The sequence below is a fragment of the Kutzneria sp. NPDC051319 genome (assembly GCF_040682195.1).
In the GTDB taxonomy this organism is placed as follows: domain Bacteria; phylum Actinomycetota; class Actinomycetes; order Mycobacteriales; family Pseudonocardiaceae; genus Kutzneria.
On sequence record NZ_JBFBAM010000090.1, the window covers coordinates 1 to 24,821 of the forward strand.

The 24,821-nt window shown below is 70.9% G+C and carries 22 protein-coding genes; 5 read left to right on the plus strand and 17 right to left on the minus strand.

Annotation, left to right across the window (positions count from 1 at the left end):
- Positions 1-56 precede the first annotated feature (56 nt).
- Positions 57-965 carry a ribonuclease Z gene (locus AB0M73_RS44215; protein ID WP_363905144.1) on the minus strand — a complete coding sequence of 303 codons (909 nt, stop codon included), beginning with the start codon at positions 963-965 and terminating at the stop codon, positions 57-59.
- A gap of 184 nt (positions 966-1,149) precedes the next feature.
- Between AB0M73_RS44215 and AB0M73_RS44220 the strand changes: the two genes are divergently transcribed.
- A complete protein-coding gene (locus AB0M73_RS44220) occupies positions 1,150-1,533 on the plus strand; it encodes a VOC family protein (RefSeq protein ID WP_363905147.1) in 384 nt (127 codons plus the stop codon).
- A 188-nt stretch (positions 1,534-1,721) separates the two neighbouring features.
- Here the strand turns inward: AB0M73_RS44220 and AB0M73_RS44225 are convergent, their stop codons facing one another.
- The 10 genes from AB0M73_RS44225 to AB0M73_RS44270 form a co-directional block, all read right to left on the minus strand.
- A complete protein-coding gene (locus AB0M73_RS44225) occupies positions 1,722-2,858 on the minus strand; it encodes an FAD/NAD(P)-binding oxidoreductase (RefSeq protein WP_363905150.1) in 1,137 nt (378 codons plus the stop codon).
- Positions 2,855-3,052: a ferredoxin gene (locus AB0M73_RS44230; RefSeq protein ID WP_363905153.1), complete on the minus strand. Its 198-nt coding sequence runs from the start codon at positions 3,050-3,052 to the stop codon at positions 2,855-2,857. The genes AB0M73_RS44225 and AB0M73_RS44230 overlap by 4 nt, the downstream gene beginning before the upstream one ends.
- Positions 3,053-3,064: 12 nt before the next feature.
- Positions 3,065-4,237, minus strand: coding sequence for a cytochrome P450 (locus AB0M73_RS44235; protein ID WP_363905227.1), 1,173 nt, complete (start codon positions 4,235-4,237; stop codon positions 3,065-3,067).
- A gap of 161 nt (positions 4,238-4,398) precedes the next feature.
- Positions 4,399-4,995 (minus strand): TetR/AcrR family transcriptional regulator, encoded by a 597-nt coding sequence (locus AB0M73_RS44240; RefSeq protein ID WP_363905156.1) that lies wholly within the window; start codon positions 4,993-4,995, stop codon positions 4,399-4,401.
- A 15-nt stretch (positions 4,996-5,010) separates the two neighbouring features.
- A complete protein-coding gene (locus tag AB0M73_RS44245; protein ID WP_363905159.1) occupies positions 5,011-5,631 on the minus strand; it encodes a response regulator transcription factor in 621 nt (206 codons plus the stop codon).
- A gap of 3 nt (positions 5,632-5,634) precedes the next feature.
- On the minus strand, positions 5,635-7,050 hold the full coding sequence (der, locus tag AB0M73_RS44250; protein WP_363905162.1) for a ribosome biogenesis GTPase Der: 1,416 nt from the start codon (positions 7,048-7,050) through the stop codon (positions 5,635-5,637).
- A complete protein-coding gene (locus AB0M73_RS44255; RefSeq protein ID WP_363905165.1) occupies positions 7,047-7,724 on the minus strand; it encodes a lysophospholipid acyltransferase family protein in 678 nt (225 codons plus the stop codon). Before AB0M73_RS44255 ends, der begins: the two co-directional genes overlap by 4 nt.
- Positions 7,714-8,445 (minus strand): (d)CMP kinase, encoded by a 732-nt coding sequence (gene cmk / locus AB0M73_RS44260; RefSeq protein ID WP_363905168.1) that lies wholly within the window; start codon positions 8,443-8,445, stop codon positions 7,714-7,716. Before cmk ends, AB0M73_RS44255 begins: the two co-directional genes overlap by 11 nt.
- A 190-nt stretch (positions 8,446-8,635) precedes the next feature.
- A complete protein-coding gene (aroH, locus tag AB0M73_RS44265; protein ID WP_043724195.1) occupies positions 8,636-8,998 on the minus strand; it encodes a chorismate mutase in 363 nt (120 codons plus the stop codon).
- Positions 8,999-9,023: 25 nt separating this feature from the next.
- Positions 9,024-10,169 carry a DUF1015 family protein gene (locus AB0M73_RS44270; protein ID WP_363905230.1) on the minus strand — a complete coding sequence of 382 codons (1,146 nt, stop codon included), beginning with the start codon at positions 10,167-10,169 and terminating at the stop codon, positions 9,024-9,026.
- Between the two features lie 45 nt (positions 10,170-10,214).
- Between AB0M73_RS44270 and AB0M73_RS44275 the strand changes: the two genes are divergently transcribed.
- The 3 genes from AB0M73_RS44275 to AB0M73_RS44285 all read left to right on the plus strand — a co-directional run bounded on the left by AB0M73_RS44275 (position 10,215) and on the right by AB0M73_RS44285 (position 17,096).
- Positions 10,215-11,360, plus strand: coding sequence for an epoxide hydrolase family protein (locus AB0M73_RS44275; RefSeq protein WP_363905171.1), 1,146 nt, complete (start codon positions 10,215-10,217; stop codon positions 11,358-11,360).
- A 126-nt stretch (positions 11,361-11,486) separates the two neighbouring features.
- A complete protein-coding gene (locus AB0M73_RS44280) occupies positions 11,487-14,222 on the plus strand; it encodes a BTAD domain-containing putative transcriptional regulator (protein ID WP_363905174.1) in 2,736 nt (911 codons plus the stop codon).
- 156 nt (positions 14,223-14,378) lie between these two features.
- Complete coding sequence (locus AB0M73_RS44285; RefSeq protein WP_363905177.1) at positions 14,379-17,096, plus strand: BTAD domain-containing putative transcriptional regulator; 2,718 nt, start codon at positions 14,379-14,381, stop codon at positions 17,094-17,096.
- 228 nt (positions 17,097-17,324) lie between these two features.
- Here the strand turns inward: AB0M73_RS44285 and AB0M73_RS44290 are convergent, their stop codons facing one another.
- Complete coding sequence (locus AB0M73_RS44290; RefSeq protein ID WP_363905180.1) at positions 17,325-18,470, minus strand: DUF222 domain-containing protein; 1,146 nt, start codon at positions 18,468-18,470, stop codon at positions 17,325-17,327.
- Between the two features lie 428 nt (positions 18,471-18,898).
- On the opposite strand from AB0M73_RS44290, the gene AB0M73_RS44295 reads away from it, so the two are divergent.
- Complete coding sequence (locus AB0M73_RS44295; RefSeq protein WP_363905183.1) at positions 18,899-19,609, plus strand: class I SAM-dependent methyltransferase; 711 nt, start codon at positions 18,899-18,901, stop codon at positions 19,607-19,609.
- Here AB0M73_RS44295 and AB0M73_RS44300 read toward each other — a convergent pair.
- The 5 genes from AB0M73_RS44300 to AB0M73_RS44320 are packed head-to-tail and all read right to left on the minus strand — an operon-like array spanning position 19,601 to position 24,819.
- The gene (locus AB0M73_RS44300; protein WP_363905186.1) at positions 19,601-20,185 is read right to left on the minus strand and encodes a hypothetical protein; all 585 of its coding nucleotides are present in this window, start codon (positions 20,183-20,185) and stop codon (positions 19,601-19,603) included. The two genes, AB0M73_RS44295 and AB0M73_RS44300, sit on opposite strands and share 9 nt — an antisense overlap.
- Before the next feature lie 24 nt (positions 20,186-20,209).
- Positions 20,210-21,388 carry an acyltransferase gene (locus AB0M73_RS44305; RefSeq protein WP_363905189.1) on the minus strand — a complete coding sequence of 393 codons (1,179 nt, stop codon included), beginning with the start codon at positions 21,386-21,388 and terminating at the stop codon, positions 20,210-20,212.
- A 39-nt stretch (positions 21,389-21,427) separates the two neighbouring features.
- Positions 21,428-22,582 carry an LLM class flavin-dependent oxidoreductase gene (locus tag AB0M73_RS44310; protein ID WP_363905191.1) on the minus strand — a complete coding sequence of 385 codons (1,155 nt, stop codon included), beginning with the start codon at positions 22,580-22,582 and terminating at the stop codon, positions 21,428-21,430.
- Positions 22,582-23,910, minus strand: a complete 1,329-nt coding sequence (locus AB0M73_RS44315; protein ID WP_363905194.1) for an NtaA/DmoA family FMN-dependent monooxygenase — start codon at positions 23,908-23,910, stop codon at positions 22,582-22,584. Before AB0M73_RS44315 ends, AB0M73_RS44310 begins: the two co-directional genes overlap by 1 nt.
- Positions 23,911-23,934: 24 nt before the next feature.
- Positions 23,935-24,819 carry a hypothetical protein gene (locus AB0M73_RS44320; protein ID WP_363905197.1) on the minus strand — a complete coding sequence of 295 codons (885 nt, stop codon included), beginning with the start codon at positions 24,817-24,819 and terminating at the stop codon, positions 23,935-23,937.
- Positions 24,820-24,821: the final 2 nt, after the last annotated feature.

Here is a 24,821-nt window from a genome sequence, read left to right on the forward strand (position 1 = left end):
CCGCTCTCGGGCAGGCATGAACTCAACACATGCTTGCCCGAGAGCGGGACTCGCGGTTATTGGCGGGTGGGTAGGGGGATGGTGGCCAGGTCGACCGCCAGGTGGATCTCGCCCTTGAACTCCAAGGCCGCCTCGTCGCGGAAACGCTCGGCCTCGTCGTACGGGTAGCGCTGGGAGAAGTGGGTGAGCACCAGCTCGCGGGCGCCGGATTCGGCGGCGAGGCGGCCGGCTTCGCGGGAGGTGAGGTGGTAGTAGGAGTGGGCCAAGGCCTGGTCGGCATCGAGAAAGGTGGACTCGGCGACGAGGAGGTCAGCTTCCTTGGCGAGGGTGACAGCGCCGGGGCAGAGGCGGGTGTCCATGACGAAGGCGAATACCTGGCCGGCGCGGGGGACGCTGACTTCGTCGAGGGTGACAGAGCGACCCTCCACTGACACGACACCGGCCCGCTGGAGCTCGCTGATCAGGGGGCCGCGAACGCCCGCGGCGGCGAGGCGGTCGGGGCGCATGCGGCGGCCGTCGGGCTCGGCGAAGCGGTAGCCGTAGCAGTCGATCCGGTGCTCCAGGGCGGCGACCGACAGCGAGGCGTCGACGGGACCGTCCGCATGCAACGGAACGGGGACGAGGGTGGCCCGCTCGTGGAAGGAGGTCGCGTGGCGGAGGCGGTCGAAGTACACCTGCCCGGACGCCGGGTAGTAGCAGTGCACGGGGTGAGGCACGTTGTCGAGGGACAGCCGCTGGATGGTGCCGGCGAGGCCGAGGCTGTGGTCGCCGTGGAAGTGGGTGACGCAGATGCGGGTGATCTCGGTGGCGGACCGCCCGGCCAGGATCATCTGCCGCTGGGTGCCCTCGCCCGGGTCGAACAGGATGCCCTCGCGGTCGAAGCGCAGCAGGTAGCCGTTGTGGTTGCGGTGCCGGGTCGGCGTCTGGCTGGCCGAGCCGAGGACCACGAGTTCACGCTGGGACACCGCACCATCCTGACCAATCAGCGGCGGTCGTCGCCACGCCAATCCCGATGCCTTCACGAACGGCCCGGCCGGCGGCCACCAACGCCAGCCACCATAGGCCGAACAGGGCGTTGCCGAGCAGGCAGGAACGCGCACCTCGAACGGGGGTAGACCTCCAGCGGACTTGAGGTTCTACCGTGGATTCATGGCCGTCGAACTGAACCACACCATCGTTCCCGCCTCCGATCCCCACAAGTCCGCGACGTTCCTGGCCGAGGTGCTGGGGGTGGCGGCGCCGATCACGTTCGGGCCGTTCCGGGTGGTCTCGCTGGACAACGGCGTGAGCCTCGACTTCATGCGCGTGGACGGCGAGATCGGGTCGCTGCACTACGCGTTCAAGGTGGCCGACGAGCAGTTCCAGCCGATCTTCGAGCGGATCCGGGCGGCGGGCCTGCCGTACTGGGCGGATCCGCACCGGCAGCGGCCGGGGGAGATCAACACCAACGACGGGGGCCGGGGCGTCTACTTCCCGGACCCGGACGGGCACAACCTGGAGATCCTGACCCGCGACTACGGCAGCGGCGCGTGAGGTACGGCTCGCCGGAACCGGGTCTGGGGGTCCAGGTCCGGCGAGCCGATGAGCCACGGGGCCGCGTCCCCTCCCCCCAAGAACGCGACGTCCGAGGCCATCGCCCTAGATCCTGCCGGGCCGTATCGGCCCGGGCCAGGTCACGGACCGGTCATATTTGACCGGTCCGTGAGCCGGGGAAACGGCCCCTACGCCGGCTCGCCGATGCGGGCCCGGAGCTGGCGGGTGTCGCGCGGCAGGTTCCAGCCGACAACGCCGGCGACCCGGCCGTCGGCCACGTACAGGGCGGTGAACCGACCGGCGCCGACGTCGCCGGCGGCGACCGACGGCACGGCGTCCTCGGGGAAGGTGCCGTAGGCCTGGATCTTGACGTCGTACTGGTCGGTCCAGAAGTACGGGATCGGCGAATACGGCTCGCCCTTGCCGAGCAGGGTGCGGGCGGCGGCCATGCCCTGTTCGGTGGCGTTCATGCGGTGCTCGACCCGGATCCGCCGGCCATGGACGGGATGGGTCCACGAAGCGACGTCGCCGGCGGCCACGACGTTCGGGGCCGCCCGGCACAGCGAGTCGCAGTCGACGCCGTCGGTCAGGGACAGGCCGCTGCCGGCCAGCCACGCGGTGTTCGGCACGGATCCGATGGCCACCAGCACCACATCGGCCGGCAGCACGGTGCCGTCGGCCAGCTCGACCCCTTCGACACGGCCAGAGCCGACCAGGCCGGTGACGCCGACACCGAGGCGCATCCGCACGCCGTGGTCGGCGTGCAGCTTGGCGACGAGCCCACCGAGCCAGGGCCCGAACTGACGGATCATGGGCGCCGACAGAGGATCGACGACGGTGACGTCCGCACCCATGCCTGACGCCACGGCGGCCACCTCGGAGCCCATGAAGCCGGCCCCGACGATCACCACCGACCGCGCGGTGGCCAGCTCCTCCTTGAACGCCAGGGCATCGGGCAAAGTCCGCAGGGTGTGCACGCCCGCGAGGTCCTGACCGAAGGGCAGCCGCCGAGGGGTGACGCCGGTGGCGATGACCAGCTTGTCGTACGTCAGAGAGTCCCCGGTGGACAGTGCGAGCCGGCGGCCCCCGACATCGAGCCCGACGGCCCGCACCCCCAGCCGCCACTCGATGTCGTCCACAGTGGACTGGAGAGCGATCTTCGACGGCTCCCAGACCCCGGAGAGGACCTGCTTGGACAGCGGCGGACGGTCGTACGGCATGTGTTCCTCGTCGCCGACGACCGTCAGCGGGCCCTCGTACCCCTCACGGCGGAGCGTCTGGGCCGCGGTGAGACCCGCGGCCGACGCCCCGACAACAGCGATCACTGCTCTTCCAGGTCGATGGCCAGCGCCGGGCACACCCGGGCGGCCTGACGGACGTCGTCATGCAGCGATGCGGGCGGGAACTCCTGCAGCAGCACGACGACGCCGTCCTCGTCACGCTGGTCGAACACGTCGGGCGCCAACAGCACGCACTGCCCCGCGCCCACGCACTTGTCCTGATCGATGAGCACCTTCATGGCCGGATTTCCTTACCAGGTCACGGGAAGCGAGTGGACGCCGTACACGAACGCGTCGTGCTTGAACTGGACGTCCTCGAACGGGACGGCCAGCTTCAGCGTGGGGATCCGCCGGTACAGCGTGCTGTAGACGACCTGGAGCTCCATCCGGGCCAGCGGCTGGCCCAGACACTGGTGCACGCCGAAGCCGAAGGCGATGTGGTGCCGCGCCTGCCGGTGGATGTCCAGCCGATCGGGCTCGGGGAAGGCGTCCTCGTTCCGGTTGCCGGCGTCGTTGGCCAGGATGACGCCCTCGCCCGCCCGCACCAGCTGGCCGGCGACCTCGACGTCCTCGGTGGCCACGCGGCGCCGCCCGGTGTGCACGATCGTCAGGTACCGCAACAGTTCCTCGACGGCGTTGGCGACGAGCTTCGGGTCCTCGGTGTCGCGCAGCTCGGCCAGCTGCTCGGGGTGCTCCAGCAGCGCGAGCGTGCCGAGCCCGATCATGTTGGCGGTGGTCTCGTGCCCGGCGACGAGCATCAGCACCGCCATGTCGGCGACCTCGCGGCGGGTCAGCTCGCCGGTGGCCAGCTGGTCGCTGACCAGGCGGCCGATCAGGTCGTCGGTCGGCTCCTTCTCCTTGGCCGCCACCAGGTCCAGCAGGTACTGGCGCAGCTCGTCGCCGGCCTTGACCGCTTCCTCGACGGGCGTGCTGCGGGCGACCAGCTTCTTGCTGCGGGCCTGGAAGAAGTCGTGGTCCGAGTACGGCACGCCGAGCAGCTCGCAGATGACCAGCGACGGCACCGGCAGCGCGAAGTCGGTGACCAGGTCGGCGGGCTTGTCGCCGGCCAGCATGTCGTCGATCAGGCCGTCGACGATCTCCTGGACGCGCGGCCGCATGGCCTCCACCCGCTTGATCATGAAGTTACGGGTCAGCATCTTGCGGTGCCGGTCGTGCTCGGGGTCGTCCATCGAGATGAACGCCCGGCTGTTCTCGCGCCGGGCCAGGATGGCGGCCGTCTGCGCGGGGAAGCCGGCCTTGCGGCTGTCGGCGCTGAAGCGTGGGTCGCCGAGCACGGAGCGTTGCAGTTCGTAGTCGGTGATCAGCCACGGCGTGCTGCCGTCCCAGATCCGCACCCGGCTGACCGGGTCGGCCGCGAGCACCTGCGGCGGCGGGTCGAACGGGCACTTGTCCGCTCGGGCCATCGGGAAGTCCGGCACGATCTCGGACACGGGCAGGGTTTCCGTCCCAGAAGGAAAATCGGTCACTGTGACCCCCAGTCACCAAACGATCGTTCACTGACTTGGCCAGCATAGCGTCATTTGGTTGCGCTATCCAACTAGTAGCGGCGAGCGAGTGACCGGGGTCACTCCGTGACGAGCCAGACCAGCTCGTCCACGAAGTCGAGGATGGAGGGCCCCTGGGCGGCGTTCTCCGAGGCGTGCAGCAGCGCGACCCAGCCGTGGGCGCCGACGAACACGATGATCGCGGCCCGTCGCGCCGGCACCCGCAGCCGCACCCCGGCCCGCTCGCAGCGTTCGAACGCGTCGATCAGCATCTTCACGATGTCGACCAGCGGCCCGGACGGCGGCGTGGTCACCGGCCGGTTGTTGAGCATCAGCCGGTAGTGCCCGGGGTGGGCCATCGCGAACAGGCAGTAGGCCCGCATCTGCGCCTTGACCCGGTCCAGCACCGCATCGGCCGGACACTGCCCGTCGGCCTCGGCCATGGCCGTCGACAGCTGCTGGTAGTCGAACTCGATCAGGCCCTCGACCAGCGCGGCCTTGTCGGCGAAGTGCTGGTAGATGCTGGCCGGCGCGATGCCGGTGGCGCGGGCGACGCCCCGGATGGTCAGCCCCTGCTCGCCGCCCAGCTCGGACAGCAGCCGGGCGGCCGAGTCGAGAATCTCCAGCCGCAGCCGCTCACCCTGCCCCCAGGGATTGCGCACACGCTGCGAGGTCACGAGGCACTGTAACCGTTACGGCCGGATCTGTCGGACGATCAGCGCGGCCTGCACGCGGTTGCGCACGCCGAGCTTGCCCAGCAGCGTCGACACGTAGCTCTTCACGGTCGCCTCGGTCAGCCCCAGCTCCGCGGCGATCGTCCCGTTGGACCGGCCGCCGGCGATCAGGTCGAGCACCTGACGCTCCCGTGTGGACAGTCCGTGCAGCAACTCGTTGTCCGGCAACGGATTACTCCGCAGTCGGGGCAGCAGAAGCGCCGCCACCCGCGGGTCGAACACCACGCCGCCGGCCGCCAGGTCGAGCACCGCCCGCACCAGGCTCTCCGGCTCGGCGTCGGCCAGCAGAAAACCCAGCGCGCCGAGATCGATGGCCCGGGTCACGTCATCGTCCACAACGGACGACGCCAGCACCGCCACCGGCGGGCCGCCGTCAAGGCCGCCCACAACCAGACCACGCAGCGCCGACACGTCGCTGATCAGCACGACGTCCGGCCGCTGCGCGCGCACCAGCGACGGCAGCTTCGGCCCCGGGTCGACTTCGGCGACGACCTCGACCCGGCCGCCGGCCTCCAGCAGCAGGCGAAGGCCGGCCCGCAGCGCGGGATCGTCCTCGGCGAGCACCACCCGTACCGGCATGCGCTATCCCTTGCGCGGCTTCTTCTCCCGCACCCGCACGGAGATCTGGATGGGCGTGCCGACGAAGCCGAACTGCTCGCGCAGCTTGCGCTCGATGAACCGGCGGTAGCCGGCCTCCAGGAAGCCGGTGGTGAACAGCACGATCGTCGGCGGCCGGGTCTGGGCCTGCGTCGCGAACAGCACCTTGGGCTGCTTGCCGCTGCGCACCGGCGGCGGCGTCGCGGCGATCAGGTCGGACAGCCAGGAGTTCAGCGCGCCGGTCGGGATCCGGGAGTCCCACGAGGTCAGCGCGGTGCGCAGGGCCGGGGCCAGCTTGCGCACCGAGCGGCCGGTGGCGGCGGAGACGTTGATCCGCTGCGCCCACGGCACCCGCACCAGGCCCCGCTCCAGCTCCTTCTCCAGCTGGTAGCGGCGGTCCTCGTCGACCAGGTCCCACTTGTTCATGGCCAGCACCAGCGCCTTGCCGGCCTCCACGACCATGGTCACGACGCGGAGGTCCTGCTCGGCGATCGGCTCGCTGGCGTCCAGCAGCACGATGGCGACCTCGGCCGCGTCGATGGCCGCCTTGGTGCGCAGCGAGGCGTAGTACTCGGTGCCGCTGGCGAAGTTGACCCGCTTGCGCAGGCCGGCCGTGTCGACGAAGCGCCACACCTCGTCGTCCAGCTCGACCAGCGAGTCCACCGGGTCGACGGTGGTGCCGGCGACGGAGTCGACCACCGCGCGCTGCTCGCCGGACAGCCGGTTGAGCAGGCTGGACTTGCCCACGTTGGGCTTGCCGATCAGCGCCACCCGGCGCGGGCCGCCGATGCGCTCGACGTAGTCGTCACGCGGCGTCTCGGGCAGCGCCTCCAGGATGGCGTCGAGCAGGTCGCCCGAGCCGCGGCCGTGCAGACCGCTGACCGGATACGGCTGGCCCAGGCCCAGCGACCACAGCGAGGCCACGTCGGCGGTCAGCCGGTCGTCGTCGACCTTGTTGGCCACCAGCAGGACCGGCCGCTTCGACCGGCGCAGCACCTTGGCCACGGCCTCGTCGGTGGCGGTCGCGCCGACCGACGCGTCCACCACGACCATGATCGTGTCGGCGGTCTGCATCGCCATCTCGGCCTGCTGAGCCACGGACGCCTGCAACCCGCTGGCGTCCGGCTCCCAGCCGCCGGTGTCCACCACGGTGAACTTCCGGCCGCTCCACAGCGCGTCGTAGGCGACCCGGTCCCTGGTCACGCCGGGCGTGTCCTGCACGACCGCCTCGCGGCGGCCGAGGATCCGGTTGACCAGCGTCGACTTGCCCACGTTCGGCCGGCCGACCACGGCCAGCACCGGCTGCGGGACCGCGCCCGAATCGCCGTCGCCCTGCTCCGCACCGCCGTCGACGGCGGCCCACTCGGCCTCGTCGCTCCAGGTGCCGTCCAACTCGCTCACGCCTCGTGCTCCTTGCTTGTGCTCGCCGCCGGGCGACCTGCCCGACGGCGATCCAGTTCGGCCACGAGGTCGGCCAGCTCGACCCGGATCCGCTCGGTGGCGGTGGTCAACGCGGCACGGCCCTTGTCGGCCGGAAGTTCGAACGGCTTGCCCACCAGCACGTCCACGGCGGGCCGGAACCGGCGCCGGGTGACGCCGGCCGGTCGCAGCGTGCCGCGGCAGGCCACCGGCAGCACCACCGCGCCCGACGTGCGGGCCAGCCAGGCGGCGCCGTTGTGGGCCTCGTCGACGTCGCCCGCCCCACGAGTGCCCTCGGGGAAGATGCCGACCTGGCCGCCCGCCCTGAGGATACGGACCGCCGTCATCAGCGGGGCCCGGTCGGGCTCGCCGCGCTTGATCGAGATCTGGCCGATGCGCGGCAGCAGGAAGCCCAGCGGGCCCTTGAACATCTCGCTCTTGATCAGGAAGACGGGCCGCCGCGGCGAGGTCGCGAACAGCACCGGGCCGTCGACCATGGTGCTGTGGTTGGCGATCATCAGCACCGGGCCGGTGGCCGGCACGTTCTCGCGGCCGTGCACACGCAGGCGGTAGAACGGCACGAAGATGAAGGTGCCCAGCCAGCGGGCGAATTCATGGAGCCAGGGTATGGAGCCTTCTGGCAGGTCAGTGTTCACGCGCGCTCCCGGTCGGGACGGCACGCAGGCCGCGGTCCTCGACCATGGACATCAGCTCCGCGAGCACACCCGGCAGGTCCAGGTTCGTGGTGTCCAGCTCGACGGCGTCGTCGGCCGCCCTGGCCGGGGACACCGCGCGGGTCGAGTCGTACGTGTCGCGGCGGCGCACATCGGCCAGCGTCGCGTCCACGGTCGACTGCCGGCCCTGGGAGGCGTCCTGCTTGGTCCGGCGCTCGGCCCGGGCCTGCGCCGACGCCGTCAGGTACACCTTCAGGCCGGCGTCCGGGGCGACGGTGGTGCCGATGTCACGGCCCTCGACCACGATGCCGCCGGCCTCGGCCAGCGCCGTCGCGATGATCGACCTCTGCTGGGCGACGAGCTGGGCCCGCACCTCGGGCACCGCCGACACCGGGGACACCGCGAGGGTGACCTCCGGGCCGCGGATCTCCGCGCTGACGTCGTCGCCGTCCAGCGTGGTGGCCTGCGCCCGCGGGTCGGTGGTGACCTTCAGCTCGGCCCGGGCCACGGCGTCCCGCACGCGGTCGGCGTCCATCGGGTCGACGCCGGCGCGCAGCACGGCCACGGTCGCCGCGCGGTACATCGCACCCGTGTCGAGGTAGCGTGCGCCCAGCTGCGTCGCGAGCCTGCGGGCGACGGTGGACTTGCCGGTGCCGGAGGGCCCGTCCAGGGCCACCACACCACGCAGCTCGCCGCGTTCCACCGTAACGCCTCCTGAAGTCGCCGACCGTCCGCACCCATTCTGCCTGGTGCCCCGGCCGATCAACGAATCAGGGACGATGACATGCAGGGAAGGACGCCTTACCTGCATGGCCGCATGCAGGTAAGGCGTCCTTCCCTGCGTTCAACGAGGGTAAGGCGTCCTTCCCTGCATCCGGGTCCCCGCTGCGGGGTCAGTGCGGCAGATCCGTGCGGAGGGCGGCGGCGCCGCGGAGGTAGGCGTGCTTGATCTCGGCGCGGGTGAGATCGGTCTCCACGTGGGCCAGCAGCCGGATGACCCGGGGCATGGCGCCGGTCACGTCGATCTCGGTCGCGGACAGCAGCGGCACGTCGGCCAGGCCGGCCATGCGCGCGGCGTAGGCCGGGAACTCGCACTTGATGTCCGGTGTCGCCGTGAGCACGACGCTGATCAGGTCGTCGGGCTCCAGCCCGTTGCGCTTGAGCACCTCGTCGACCAGCTCCGCGGTCGCCTCGAGCAACTGCTCCCTCTCGTCGGCGTCGATCTGCGTCGCGCCACGAACTGCCCGCACTGCCATGCCACGACCCTAACCGAAGTCCCCGTCACAGCGCCGCGAGGAGCAGCCCGCTGCGGGGTTTCGGCGTGAAATACGTTGCCTTTCGAGGCATTCGACGCCCCTCGGCGTGCACGGCGAGCACGTCCCCGAACGGCACGGGGGCCAGTTGCAGCAGGGCGTCCACACCGGGCGGCAGCGGTCGCCCGGCGGGCGCGGCGCGAAGCGAGGGACCGTCGGGATCGATGCCCAGCGCGTCGTGGACGAGGATCTGCTCCACCACGCCGTGATCGATCTGCGGCTTCTCCGCGCCCACATCGGGCAGCACGACCCGCAGCACCTCGCTGCCGACCAGCGCGACCACGACCCCGGGCCGCCGAGGCGGCCGGGGATCGCCGCCCCGGGTGACCGCGAGCCCGAAGTCCCGCCACTTGCGGTAGAGCGTGTCCGCGTCGAGGCCGGTGCCGATGAGCACCCGGTCGATCGCCCCGATGCGCAGGCCCGGCCCGGCGGTGATCAACGCCAGCAGCGACGCGCCGCCGGCGGCCGCCACCCGGTGGTTGCCGTCGGCGACGAGCAGCGACTGCCGCTGGAGCAGCTCCAGCAGCTCGGTCTGCCGGGAGCCCTTCCCCAGCAACCACATCCGGTGCTGCCGCCCGGCCGAGTCCACAACGGACACCGCCGGTTCGTCCAGTTCGTCACACACGTCCGAGAGCAGCGAGGTGAGCACCGCTCCGTCCGAGACGGGCACGAGCATCGCGGCGCTGGTGGCGCAGCCCAGCCCGGACAGCACCGCCGACCGCTCGGCCACGACCTCCGGGAACACCTCCTCGGTGTGCCGGACCCGCCCCACCTCGGCCGGGTCGACCAGGCACAGCACCCCGTGGGCGGAGCCGTCGGGACCGTCCACCCGGTACGGCGCGACGACGTCGTGAACCTCGCGATAGTGGTTGGCGCGCAAGTGATCCAGCGCCTCACGGGCGATCGGCAGCGCCTCGGTGAGGCCCAGTCCGCGGGCCCGCGCGGCCGGCGTCCGGTGGGGATGCTGCACGGCCAGCAGCGTGCCGAGGGCGGCGCCCGGCCGGGCCAGCTCGGCGATCACCTGCTCCGGCTCGGCGAACTCGTCCACGTCGGGACCCGGCACGAAGTCGCGCACCACCCAGGCCTTAGTCACTGGACGCACCCAGCCGTTCATGACCACCATGATGACCGTGACCACGCGATCACTGGAGGCGAGGGCGTGAAGCCGTTTCGAATTTCGGTCCCCACCCGTGACCTGGACGACCTGCGCGAACGGCTGGCCCGCACCAGATTCGCGCCGGCCCTGTCGGCGGACTGGACCCACGGCACGCCGCCGGGCTACCTCGCGGAGCTGGTCGAGTACTGGCGGACCAAGTTCGACTGGTCGGCGGCCGAGGCCAAGCTGAACGAGATGCCCCAGTTCACGGCGTCCGTGCGGGACTCGCGGCTGCACTTCGTGCACGTCGAGGGCAAAGGCCCCGCCCCGTTACCCCTGCTGTTCAGCCACGGCTGGCCCGGCTCGTTCTGGGAGGTCAGCAAGATCATCGGGCCGCTGACCGACCCGGCCGCGCACGGCGGCGACCAGGCCGACGCGTTCACCGTGGTCGCGCCCAGCCTGCCCGGCTACGGCTTCTCCGAGCACCCCGGCACGCCCGGCATCGGCCCGGTGGCCATCGCCGACCGCTTCCACGAGCTGATGACCCAGGTCCTCGGCTACGGCCGGTACGCGGCGCAGGGCGGCGACTGGGGCTCGATCATCACCACCTGCCTCGGCCGCGACCACAGCGACCAGTTGGCCGGCATCCACGTGAACATGATGGCCGCTCGGCCCGTGGTCGGGGAGCACTCCACACCGCTGACCGAGGCCGAGCAGGCCTACATCGACGGGCAGTTGGCGTGGCGCAACAGCGAAGGCGCCTACGCCCAGATCCAGGGCAGCAAGCCGGCCACGCTCGGCGCCGGCCTGTCCGACTCCCCCGCCGGCCTGGCCGCCTGGATCGTGGAGAAGTTCCGCACCTGGAGCGACTGCGGCGGCGACGTGGAGTCGGTGTTCAGCAAGGACGACCTGCTCACCAACATCAGCATCTACTGGCTGACCAACTCCATCGCCACCTCGACCCGCCTGTACTACGAGGCGTTCCGCGACCGGGAGGCGCCGATAGCCAGCCCCGGCTACATCGACGCCCCGACCGCGTACGCGAGCTTCCCGCACGAGATCGCCCGGCCGCCGCGGGAGTGGGTGGCGCGGGCCTACAACCTCCAGCGGTTCACCGAGTTCGAGCGCGGCGGGCACTTCGCGGCGATGGAGCAGCCGGCGGCGCTGGTCGAGGACATCCGGGCGTTCTACCGGGAACTCCGGGACTGAATCAGGGCCGACCGCCGTTCCTGGCGACCCCTCCACGCCAGGAACGGCGGCGGCTGTCGGCTAGTCTGCCGGACGGCGTGTCCACAAAAGTTGGACTCCGCTTGAATCCGCAGGTCAGGGGGTGTAGTGGCGGTCCGGATCCGGCTGCTCGGCGGCGTCGGCGCCGAGGTCGGCGGCCAGCCCGCGGCGGTCGGCCACACGCGGCAGCAGCACGTGTTCGCCGCGCTGGCCATCGACGTCAACGGCGTGGTTGCCGTGGACGAGCTGGTGGACCGGGTGTGGGGCAACCGGGCGCCGCAGCGGGCCACCGGCACCTTGCAGAGCTACCTGACCCGGCTGCGCGGCGCCCTGCCCGAGCTGGCGTTCCTGCGGCGGTCCGGCGGGTACGTGCTGGAGGTCGCCGACCTGCTCGCCGTGGACGTGCACCTGTTCGAGCACCTGGTCGGCCGGGCCCGGATGTCGGCCGAGCCGGCGCGGGCGATCGAGCTGTTCGAGCAGGCCCTGGAGCTGTGGCGGGGCGAGGCGCTGGCCGGGCTGGACTCGCCGTGGGCCGTCGCGACCCGCGAGCTGTTGGCCCGCCAGCTGCTGGCCGCCGAGCTGGACGTCACCGACCTGCGGCTCCAGCTCGGGCGGCACGCGGCGCTCGTGCCGGAGCTGGTCGAGCGGGCCGCCGAACATCCCCTGGACGAGCGGGCCGCCGGGCAGCTGATGCTCGCCCTGTACCGGAACGGGCGGCAGGCCGAGGCGCTCGCCCACTACGAGTCGCTGCGCGCGCGGCTGGCCGGCGAGCTGGGCGCCGATCCCGGCGTCCACCTGCGGCAGATGCACCAGCGGATCCTCACCGCCAACCCGGTGCTGGCCGTGCCGGCCCGGCAGTCCGACCAGGTCGTGCCGCGGCAGCTGCCGGCCCCGCCCGCCGGCTTCGCCGGCCGGTCCACGGAGCTGGCGGCGCTGAGCGAGACCCTGTCCGACACCACGGGCGTGCCGATCGCGGTGATCGTCGGCAACGGCGGCATCGGCAAGACCGCGCTGGCCCTGCGCTGGGCGCACCTGCGGACCGAGGACTTCCCCGACGGCCAGTTGCACGTCAACCTGCGCGGCTTCGACCCGTCCACGCCGCCGGTGTCGCCTTCCGTGGCCGTGCGGGGCTTTCTCGGCGCGCTGGGCGTCGAGCCTCGGGCCGTGCCGGCCGATCCCGACGCGCAGGCCGCCCTGTACCGGAGCCGGGTCGCCGGCCGTCGCATGCTGGTCGTGCTGGACAACGCCGTCGACGTGGCCCAGGTCGAGCCGCTGCTGCCGGGCAGCCCCGGCTGCGCCGTCATCGTGACCAGCCGCAACCGCCTGGCCAGCCTGGTCACCAAGCACGGCGCCCGTCCGCTGATCGCCGACACCCTGGACGACGGCGAGGCGCGGGCGCTGCTCGGCAACCGGGTCGGGGCGCAGCGGCTGGCCGCCGAACCCGAGGCCGTCGCCGAGATCTCGGCCCTGTGCGGTGGTTTCCCGCTGGCCCTGAGCATCGCCGCCGGCCGCGCGCAGATCCGTCCCGGGCTGCCGCTGTCCCGCCTGTCCTTTGAACTCCGCGACGCCGCCACCCGCCTCGGCGTGTTGGACGAGGACGATCCCGGGGCCGGCATCACCGCCGTCCTGTCGTGCTCGTTCGAGACCCTGAACGCCGACCAGGAGCAGGTGTTCACCCTGCTCGGGCTGGCCCCCGGCGACGACATCGACCTGCACGCCGCCGCCTCCCTCGTGGGCCTGCCGGCCGGCCGCACCGCGCAGGCGCTGCGTGACCTGGAACACCGCAGCCTCGTGACGCAGGACAGCCCCGGCCGCTGGCGGATGCACGACCTGGTCCGCCTGTACGCCGCCAACCGGGCCTCCGACGCCGAGGCGGCGCTGCGGCGGGTCGTCGTCTTCTACGCCAACAGCGCCGTGGCCGCCAACCGTGTGCTCGACCCCAGCTTCCCGTCCAGCGACGAAAAACTGGCGAACCCGCCCGGCTGCCAGCCGCTCGTGCCGGCCGAGCCCATGGTGTGGTTCGACGCGGAGCGGCGCTGCCTGCTGGCCGCGCAGCGCGTCGCCATGGAGAAGGGGTGGCACCTGCCGGCGTTCCAGCTGGCCGAGGGGCAGGTCATCTACTACTACCGGCGCGGGCGACACCACGACAACCTCGCGCTCTGGCAGACCGGGGCGGCCGCTTCCGTCCACCTGAGCGTGTACGCGCAGGGCGTCGCGCACCGGCAGCTCGGGCGGGCCTACTCGCGGCTGCACCAGTTGTCCGAGGCCGTCGCCGAGCTCAACCAGGCGCTGGAGCTGTTCGAGCGGGCCGGCGATCTCGGCCAGCTGTCCCGCACCCATCAGGCCATGGCCCTCGTGCTGGAGCGGCGCAGCGACGACCTGGCGTCCCTTGAGCACGCCAGCAAGGCGCTCGACCTGGTGCTGCGGGTCGGCAACCGGCTCTGGGAGGGCGAGATGCGCAACCTCGTCTCCTGGTACCTGGCCCGGCTGGGCAAGCTCGACGTCGCCCAGGAGGAGGCGGTGCGGGCGCTGGCCGTGTTCCACGAGCTCGGCGACCGGCCCGGCGAGGCCGACACCCTCGACTCGCTCGGTTTCATCGCCGAGCGCGACGGGCGGCACGCCGACGCCGTCGACCACTTCTCGAAGTCCATCGAGCTGTACCGCGAGCTGGGCAACGTCACCGTCATCGCCGGGCTGCACGAGCGGCTCGGCCGGGCGCTGCTCGGGCTCGGCGACAAACCGGCGGCCCGACAGACCTGGCAGTACGCGCTGGAGCAGTACCGGTCCCAGCGGCGGGACACCGACGTCGAACGCATGCGCGACCAGCTCTCCGAGCTCGACTAGGCGACCACGCCGCGCCCCCGGTTCCCCCCTGGAAGCCCTGGACGCGGCGTGATCTGCCGTCATCGTGCTGCATCACATGGAGTCGTTTCTTGTATTCCGCTTGAATCCGCAGGCCAGAGGCACTATGCACGGAGCGTGGCTGTACGGTTCGCACTTTTGGGTGGAATTGAGGTGTCGGTCGGCGGGCGGCCGTCCGACGTCGGGCACGCGCGCCAGCAGTGCGTGCTGGCCGCCCTGCTGGTCGACGTGAACAAGGTCGTGCCGGTCGACGAGCTGGTGGACCGGGTGTGGGGCGACCATCCGCCGCAGCGGGGCACCGGCACCCTGCACAGCTACCTGACCCGGCTGCGGCGGGCCGAGGGCGTGACGATCGTGCGGCGGACCGGCGGCTACTCGATCCTCGTCGAGGATCCGCTGGACATCGACGTGGCCCTGTTCCGCAGCCTCGTCGCCCAGGCCCGGGAGGGCGAGGACACCCTGTTGTTCGAGCGGGCCTTCGCGCTGTGGCGGGGCGAGGCGCTGGCCGGGTTGGACTCCGACTGGGCCGTCGAGGAGCGGGGGCGGCTGGCCCGGGAACGGCTCGCCGCGGAGCTCGACCACACCGACCTTCGGCTGCGGCTCGGGCAGCATGCCGCCCTGGTGCCGGAGCTGTTGGCCCGGGCCGCGGAGCACCCGTTGGACGAGCGCGTGGCCGGGCAGCTGATGTTGGCGCTGTACCGGGCCGGGCGGCAGGCCGAGGCGCTGTCGCGGTACCAGGCCGTGCGGCTGCGGCTGGCCGAGGACCTCGGCGCCGATCCAGGCCCCGAACTGCGGGAGCTGCACCAGCGCATCCTCACCGCCGACCCTCGGCTGGCCGCCGCGGCCGCTCGGCGTGCCGCCGCCGTGCCCCGGCAGCTGCCGGCGCCGCCGGCCTGGTTCGCCGGCCGGTCGTCGGAGCTGGCGGCGCTGTCCGAGGTGTTGGCCGTTCGCGACAACGCCATGCCCGTCGCCACCATCTGGGGCAACGGCGGCATCGGCAAGACCGCCCTGGCGTTGCGGTGGGCCCATCAGCACGTGGACGAGTTCCCTGACGGGCAGTTGCACGTCAACCTGCGCGGGTTCGACCCGTTGAGCGAGCCCGTGCCGACTTCCGTTGCCGTGCGGGCTTTTCTGGACGCCTTGGGCGTCGCCGCCTCCTCCGTGCCGACCGACCTGGACGGGCAGGCCGCCCTGTACCGGAGCCTGTTGGCCGATCGGCGGATGTTGGTGGTGCTGGACAACGCCGCCGATTCCGCCCAGGTCGCTCCCCTGTTGCCGGGCAGCCCCGGCTGCGCCGTGATCGTCACCAGCCGGGACCGCCTGGCCGGGCTCGTCGCCAACCAGGGCGCCCGGCCGCTCGCCGTCGGTCTGCTCGACGACTCCGCCGCCTCGGTGTTGTTGGGCAGCCGGGTCGGGGCCGCCCGGTTGGCCGCCGATCCCGGCGCCGTGTCCGAGTTGTTGGCCGTGTGTGCCGGTTTCCCGCTGGCGTTGAGCCTGGTCGCCGGCCGCGCGCAGACCCGCCCCGGCTTTCCCTTGTCCGCCTTGGCTTCCGAGCTCCGGGACGCCGGCAGCCGGCTCGGGGTGCTCGACGAGGACGATCCCGGCGCCGGCATCACCGCCGTGCTTTCCTGTTCCCATCGGGCGTTGACCGCGGAGCAGGCCCAGGTCTTCGCTCTGCTCGGCCTGCACCCGGGGCCCGACATCAGCCTCGGCGCCGCCGCCGCGCTCTCCGGCCTTCCCGTCGCCCTCGTCAGCCGTGTCCTGCGTGCCCTGGAGCGGCTTTCCCTTTTGCACCAGGATGTCCCCGGTCGTTGGCGTATGCACGATCTTGTGCGCCTGTTCGCCGTGGAGCAAGTCTCCGACTCTTCGGAGGCCCTCCGCCGCCTCATGGCGTTCTACGTCCACTCGTCACGGCTGGCCGACGAGTCTTACGGCGTCGTCGCCCAGGGCGTCCAGTTCGTCGCCCTGCCCGCCGACTGCCAGCCCGATTCGCCTTCCGACGCCTCGGTCTGGTTCGACACCGAACTCGCCTGTCTGCTGGCCGTCCAGCGTTTGGCCGTCGAGCTCGGCCAGTACGACGTCGTGTGGCAGCTCGCGTGGAACAGCGTCACCTACTGCTATCGGCGGGGCCTGCACTTCGACAACCTGGCCTTCTGGGAGGCCGCGCTCGCCGTCGTGTCCCATGTGGACACCCTCACCGCTTCTCTCATCCACCGTCTCGTCGGCCGCGCCTATTCCCGCGTCCAGCGCTTCTCCGAGTCCCTCGACCAGCTTCAGTTCTCGCTCTCTCTCGTCGACCGGGAGCACGACGCCGTCAACCTGTGCCGCACCGAGCAGGCCATCGCCTTGGTGTACAAGCGTCTCCGGGAGTGGCAGCCCGCTCTCGACCACCAGTTGGAGGCCCTCTCCGCCGCCCGCCGGACCGGCGTGCCCATCTGGATCGGCGAGTCCCTCTCTCTCGTCGGCACCTTCGCCACCCGCCTCGGCCGCCATGCCTGGGCCCGCCAGTGCTGCGAGGAGGCCCTCGCCCTTTTCCAGCAGCACCAGGACATCGAGAACGAGGCCGACGTCACCGACGTCCTCGGCGTCATCGCCGCCAACACCGGCGACCACGCCACTGCCCTGCGCCACCACCAGCGCGCCCTCGACCTCTACCGCCAGATCGGCAATTCCAGCGTCATCGGCCACACCCTCGCCGACCTCGCCCGCGCGCACCTCGCCCTCGGCCACTCCAACCAGGCCCGCTCCGCCTTCGAGCAGTCCCTCGCCGTCTTCGAGCGCCAGTCCCGCGACGCCGAGGCCGCCGACATCCGCCAGGCCCTGGCCGCCCTCCTGGTCCCCACCCAGCGCTGCTAGCGCGCCTTCCACCCGCGCTCCCAGCGCTGGGCCCCGGCCCCCTTCCCCGCGCGCTCTCCTCGCCGCTGCGACCACCCCCTAACGGCTGCTGCCCCGCGCGACCGGTCCCCCAGACCTCACCGCCGGTGACCGGGCGCGGCCGATACACCATGCGCCACAATCCCACTCCCGGCGGCGCAGGCCCGTCCGTCCCCACGAACGCCCCCTACCGTTCGTCATCCGTACGCTCTAGCCCGCGTCCTCTAGCCCGTCGGAGAACACCGGCCTGTGGTCCACCATCGTCACCGTCCACCGGCTGTGGTGAATGAGCCTGTGGTGGGCTCCGCAGAGCAGGACCATGTTGTCCAGGCTGGTCGGTCCTCCGTTCGCCCACTCGACCACGTGGTGGGCGTGGCATCGCGCCGGCTCCGCCTGGCATCCCGGGAACGCGCAAGCGCCGTCCCGCTCGATCAGGGCCTTGCGGATCCCCTTCGGGGCCGTGCGCTGCTGCCGCCCCACATCCAGGATCTCCTTGCCAGCTCCGAGCACCAGCCGCATCACCGTGCTGTCACACGCGATCCGGCGGGCCTCGGCTGCGCTCATCACACCGCCGCCTTCGACCTTTGCCACACCCGTGTTGTCCATGAAATCCTGGAACGACATCGACAACGTCAGATGCGGCCGCTCCCCACCCTGCTCGGGCAGGCCTTCACTGCGGGAGGCGAGTTCGATGATCTCCGCGAACGCATCCCCCTGCCGCTCCGCCGTCGTGCGCGGATCCTTGCCCGAGGTGGGCTTGGCCAGCGCACTGAGCATCGCCACGATCTTCGCCCCGTACTCCTGGTCGAGCTTTCCCCAGAACACCATGCTGCCGTCCAGCTTGCGTTCGAAGCGGAACTCCCGCTTCGGCGCCCGCAACTCCCGGTCGTCCGGGGCTTTGCCGTCCTGGTCGAGGTGGAACAGGATCCGCTGGGCGATGTTCTTGAACTCGCCCTCGTCGAACTGGACGTTCTCCAACAGTGACGCCTCAACCCGGTCCCGCTCGACCGCCGGCGCGATCCGCAACGTCTCGTGAATGATCTTCAGGTGCTGCCGGTCCAACACCCCAGCGCGACCCGCCTCGCGGATCGCTTGGCTGTGGAACAACTCCGCGTACCGAAGCCGCTCACGGGCTTCCCTGACTGTGAGCCGCCAGCGGATCACCATTGTCGACACGATCGAGGTGCGGTCCTCTTTCGACTTCAACGATCGGTCCCACACCGCCCACACCCGCTCCAGCTGCCGGATGTAGAGCGCGCGATACTGGGCTTCGGCTTCTTCGCCGGCTTGCCACAGCTCCAGTTCGCCGTGCTGCCACCCTTCGGTGTCGGCAGGGAATTCAGGATTCGCTGACATACCCCCATTCTACTCCCCTTATGTGATCGACTTCCGTTACACGCCAACCTGTACACGATCGTGGCGGCCTTCATTCCCTTCGCTGGAAAGCGCTTTCCATCTGCCCTCGCAACACTTCCCTCGCGGAGATCAATCCCCCACCCTTCGACCCGTCCCAAGCCTTCTGTAAACGCACGCACCCCCCAAACCCTTGTCGCGCCACGCACCCCGCCCGCCCCACCTGCCTCGCGCCCCCTCCACCCCAGCACCGCATGCCGAAGAGAGAATGCTTGTTGCATAGGCAGAGGCCGGCAACCGCGCGGTGCGGACACCCGACGCACCACCGCGACTCAAAACCCACCCACCACCAAGAAACCAACAATCACAAAAACACCCAACCCCGCAAAAAACACCTGCACCCGCCCGCCAATTGATCCAGAATCAAACACATGGCTGACGAAGGCTTCAACGATCCCCGCCTGGCGGCGTTCTACGACGTCCAAGAGGGCGCACGCGACGACCTGGACCCCTACCTCGCTGTCGCCGCCGACCTCAGGGCGACCACCGTCATAGACATCGGCTGCGGCACAGGAGTCCTGGCCTTGAAGCTGGCCGCACAAGGCGTCGAAGTCATCGGCGTAGACCCGGCCCTGGCCTCCCTCGACGTAGCCAAAGCCAAACCGGGAGCCGACAGGGTCCGCTGGATTCACGGCGACGCCAGGAACCTACCGCCCCGGCAAGCAGACCTGGCGGTCATGACGGGGAATGTCGCCCAGGCCATCACCGACCCCGGCGACTGGTCGGCGACCCTCGCGCACGCCAACGCCGCGCTGCGACCGGGTGGGGTCCTGATGTTCGAAACCCGTATCCCGGCCAGGAAAGCGTGGCTGGACTGGAACCGCGAACAGTCGCACCGGATCCTGGACGGCACGCAGACCTGGGTGGATCTGCTCGACGTCGACGGCCCGATGGTCACCTTCCGTTGGACTACGGTCTTCCCCGACGGCGAGCGGCTCGTCTCGACCTCGACACTCCGGTTCCGCGAACGCGAACAAGTGGAGGCCGACCTCGTCGCCCACGGCTTCACCGTCACCGATGTCCGCGACGCCCCCGACCGCCCCGGCCGGGAATTCGTTTTCCTGGCAGCGAAGTCAGCCTAGAGCGGGCCACTCCGCCGCGACGTCCAGGCCTGTGGCGTACCGGGGACCGGGGACGGTGTCGCGGCGGGTCTCGCCGTTGAGCCAGCGGACCTCCAGACTCGTCCATTCCCGGTCCAGCCAACAGCAGACGCCGCCGCTGGCGATGGTGAAAGCGGTGAAGGCCGACTGCACGGAGGCGGAGTTCTCCATGAGCATGCTCATGTCGGTGGTCGCGGCGGTGAACTCCAGCTCGGCATACTGGGGATGCATCTGGGAAACGAAGGTGACGGTGAGATAGAGGTAGCCGAGGGTCGCCCGCCCGTGCTCGTCACGGGTCGGCACGGAGAAGTACCGCCGGGTCTCGTCGTCGTCGACGTCGATCAGGATCGCCGTGTCGAGGCTCAACCGCGCGCTCGCCGAACAGTCGATCGGATCGGTCTTGAAACCCGAAGTGAACGGCAAGGTCAGCCGCTTCCCGCCGGGCACGACGACCTCCGTGGACCCCTGGTCGCCGGGCGCGAGCGCGGCCAGCTCGGTCAAGGCACGGGCCACGTTCCCGCCCGGCACGAAGACGCAGTAGCTGTAGTCCAACCCCATGGGCGAATCCTCGCACAAGGCCGATCATTTCCGTGCGTAAGCGGCGATCGAGGGCTTGATGAAGGTGTTGATCGGCGTCTCGAAAAAGCGGTACGAGAGCATCGCGACCCCGACACAGGTGCCGTAGAAGCCCAGGATGAGCGCCAGCCCGAGGACAAAACCGTTGTCCCAGGGCCGCAGGAAGTGCTCGCACACGAGGATGAACAGCCACTGGTACATGTAGATACCGAAGGTGTACTTGCCGTAGCTGGAAATGCGGCCGAGCGGCCCGCGAGCGGTGGGGGCGCCGGTGGACCAGCGGAAGGTCTCCTTGGCGGCAAGCGCACCGATGAGCAGCACGATCGGCACGATGGTCAACGCGGAGAGGGTGAGCAGCACCGGCGCCCACAGCTCCTCGACGACCAGGGCCAGCACCAAAAGACCGGTCGGCAGCAGGACGCTGCGCATCCAACGGCCGCGCAGCACGAGCAGGCAGATCACCACGCCGCACAAGGCTTCCAGCAGGCGGGTGAGTGGGAAGACGTAGACGAGCCAGTACTTCCACTCGGACACGGAGACGAGGTGCCCACGCTCGGTGAAGGCGGCGTTGGCGAAGGTGGCGCCGTCGGGCAGGGCCATCACGATGATCGGCAGCAACACCACAACAGTGACCATGGCAACGAGCGAAGCCAGCAGGAAACGGTCGCCGCGGCGGGTGAGAAAGTTGTGCACGGAGGGGAAAACCAGGTACAGCACGACCTCGGTGGACAAGGTCCACGCCGGCGCGTTGGCGGCCCAGTAGACGGTGTGGTCGGGGATCCAGCCGGACAGCAGGGTGAGGGTGGTGAACAGCCCGGCGGGCGCGAAGAGGCTGCCGAACAGGCAGACGACGAGCGCCCACGTCAGGAAGTGCACGGGCAGGATGCGCAGCAGCCGCTTGGGCTGGAAGTCCCGGCCCGGCGGGCGGTTGGCGGACACCCAGGCCAGGATGAAGCCGCTGAGCACGATGAAGAACGACACGGCGTTGAAGCCGGCCGGATTGAAGATCCGGTAGTACACGGCCTGCGCGGCCGGGTCGTGGAAGACGCGCTCGAACGACAGATGCGAGGCGAGGATGCAGAAGGACGGCAGCAGCCGGGCGGCGGCGATGTAGCTGAGCTGCCGCCCGGGCCGGGCCGCGCCGCCGCGGGCGTCGGTCTTCTGGGCGCTGGCAAGGGAAACCATGAGATGAACCACCGATATGTGAGCTGGACCAGGTCGACGTCAGATCGGGAGACGTCTGTCGGGGCGAGGGAGGCGGAGGTGGCCCCGAAGGGTGGTGGCGTCGTAGGAGGTGCGGAAGGCGCCCCGGCGCTGGAGTTCGGGAACCACGGCGCGGGTGATGGCGTGCAGGTCGTGCGGAAGAGCGCCGGGCCGCAGGCGGAAGCCGTCGAGGCCGGCGGCGTGCCAGGACACCAGCAGGTCGGCCAGGGCGGCGGGGGTGCCGGCGAAAACCGCGGCGTCGGACGTGAACTCGGTGCCGGACAAGGCATCCAGGCGGGCCTTGCGGCCCGGGGTGTCGTCGAGGAAGACGACAAGATCGGCGAACCGCAGCAGCGGACGACCGAAGCGGGCCACGGCGTCGTCGACCTGGGTGAGAATGCGCGAGATCCCCGCACCATCGTGCGGGGTCAGGAAAACGACGTCGGAGCAGGCGGCGGCGAACTCGAACGGGGTGGAGGCGTGGGCGAGGCTGGCCACCACCGGCTGCCCCTGCGGCGGGCGGGGCGTGATGGCCGGGCCCTGCACGCTGAAGTGCTCGCCCACGAAGTCGATGTGGCGGACCCGGTCGGCGTCGATGAACCGGCCGGTGGCGACGTCCCGGATCTCGGCGTCGTCGGCCCAGCTGTCCCACAGCCGCCGCACCACCTCGACGACGTCGACGGCCTCGACGAACAGGGGCCGCATCCGGCGGGCGATCGACTCCGAGTCGAGCACGTCGGTGTCGGTCAGCTGGGGCGTGGTTCGGCGGCCGAAGTGGGAGGCGTCGGCGGCGCGGGACGCGATCTGCGGACGCCACCCGGCGCGGCCGTTGCTGGCGTGGTCGAGGGTCGCGATGCCGGTGGCAACGTGAAATGGCTCGGTGTGGGTCACATCGGTGGTCGGCACGAGCCCGATGTGGGTGGTGAGCGGGGCGACGAAGGCGGCCACCAGTACGGCGTCCAAGCGGCCCCGGACCTGGTCGGTGCGGTCGTCGGGCCGGTGGAACTGTGCCGTCTGAAGGCCGAGCCCGTCCTCGATGGTGACGAAGTCCAGGCGGCCCCGCTCGGCCTCCAGCACCAGGTCCAGCCAGTAGCCGGCGGAGAACAGATCTCCGGCACGCGAACGCCAGGCGGCCGGATGCCAGCCGGCGCCGTCCAGTGCAACGGCAAGGTGCATCACAGAGCCTCCAGCCCGAGGTGATCACGCAGCGTCGTTCCCGAGTAGTCCCCGCGGAAGACGCCCTTCTCCTGCAACAGCGGCACCACCCGGTCGACCAGGTCGTCCAGCCCGCCGGGCGTCAGATGGGGCACGAAGACGAAGCCGTCGGCGCCGTCGGTCTGCACGAAGTGGTCGATGGCGTCGGCGACGGTGCGGGGGCTGCCGACGAAGGTGTGCCCACCGTGCACCTCGATCACCAGCTCGCGGATGCTCAGCCCACGCTCGGCGGCCAGCGCCCGCCACTTGGCCGCGGTCTCGGCCCGGCCCTTGCGGAACGTCGAATGTCCCTTCAGCACCAGGGATTCGGGCTCCGGGTCGACCTCGGGCAGCGGCCCGTCGGGGTCGTAGGAGGAAAGATCCCGGCCCCAGATCGCCTCCAGGTGCGCGATCGCGGTCTGCGGGCTGACCTGGCCACGGGAGATCTCGGCCGAGTAGGCGGCGGCCTCGGCGTCGGTGTCGGCGATGACCACGGTGGCGGTGGGGATGATCTTCAGCGACGCCTCGGCACGCCCGTGACGGGCCAGGCGGGCCTTGACATCCCGGTAGAACGGGCGGGCGTCGGCCAGTCGATCGTACTTGCTGAAGATCACGTCGGCCTCGGCGGCGGCGAACTCCCGGCCCACCTCCGACTCCCCGGACTGGATGATCACCGGCCGGCCCTGGGGCCCGCGCGGCGTCGTGAACCGGCCCGAGATGTCGAAGTGACGTCCACTGTGGACGAACTGCCCCACCCCGGCCCGCACGAACTCGGGGCCTTCGGCGAGCACGTCGCCGTCCGACCAGCTGTCCCACAACAAACGCGCCACCTGGAGGAACTCCGCCGCCCGGTCGTAGCGATCGGCCTCGGCCAGGAAGCCGCCGCGCCGGAAGTTCTCTCCGGTGAACGCGTCGTAGGAGGTGACGACGTTCCACGCGGCCCGCCCGCCGCTGAGGTGATCCACAGTGGACAACCGCCGGGCCACCTCGTACGGCTCGTTGAAGGTGGCGTTGACGGTGGCGGCCAGCCCGAGCCGCTTGGTGACGGCGGCGAGCGCGGCCAGCACGGTCAGGTTGTCCGGCCGCCCCACCACGTCCAGCTCGTACACCCGGCCCTTGTGCTCGCGCAGGCGCAACCCCTCGGCCAGGAAGAAGAAGTCGAACTTGCCGCGCTCGGCGGTCCGGGCCAGCCGCACGAACGACTCGATGGCGATCTGGCTCTCCGACCGGGGATCCGACCACACGGTCACGTTGTGGATGCCGGGCAGCTGCGCGGCCAGATGCACCTGCTTCTTGCCGGGAGCGGACACGACTTCTCCTTCCACCACAGGGAACTACAGGGCCGGCGGCGCGAGGAACCGCACGTCGTTGGAGATCGTCACGCCGTGGCTGGCGAAGTCGATGTCGATGCGGTCCCCGTCGGCGATGCGGAAGCCATCGTGGAAGCTGGCCTCGTCGGCCCCGAGCAGCACGTAGTTGATCAGCCCCGGCCGGCGCACGGCCGGGAACGAGAACAGGTGTGCGGCCATGTCCTGGATTCGGTAGTACAGGGCGTCCTCGCCGCAGTCGAAGTCGCCCTGCCACGCCGTCTCACCGCCGCGGGTGATGGTCACGCGGCCGCTGGCCGTGGTCGGCGGGGTGTCGAGGAACAGCCAGGGCGCCACCGCGGTGTCGCACAGCTTGCAGTACGGGTTGTAGCCCGGGTCCTTGCGGTGCAGGCCGATGTCGCACAGGTCGTTGCCGAAGGTGTAACCGGCGTAGTGCGGCCGGCCCTCCTCGTCGTTGACGTAGACGAGGACGATCTCGGGCTCCTCGATCAGCGCGATCGGCTCGGCCGGCACGGTCAGCGGCTCGCCGGGCAGCTTGGCCCAGTCGCCGAAGCCCTTGAAGAACCACTTCGGCGGGGTGAACTCGTCGCCCTCGACGAAGGTCTTGCCGCCCCACTTCTTCTTGTGCGTGCCCATGAATCCGCTCAGCAGCGCCTTGCCGGACGCCTCCGGCAGCAGCGGCGGCAGCAGGCGCAGCTCGGGGTCGTCGAGCGCGACGGCAACCGACTCGGCCCCGGAGGTCAGCGAAGCCCGCAACGCCGAGACCGAGCCCTTGGCGGCGATGACCGCCGCGGCGAGCCGGCCGTCCTCCACGCGGTACAGCACGGGTTCGTCGCGGTCGAAGCCGACGTACCGGTTTCCCTTGTACAGAGCCTCGAAGAGAATGGTCATGG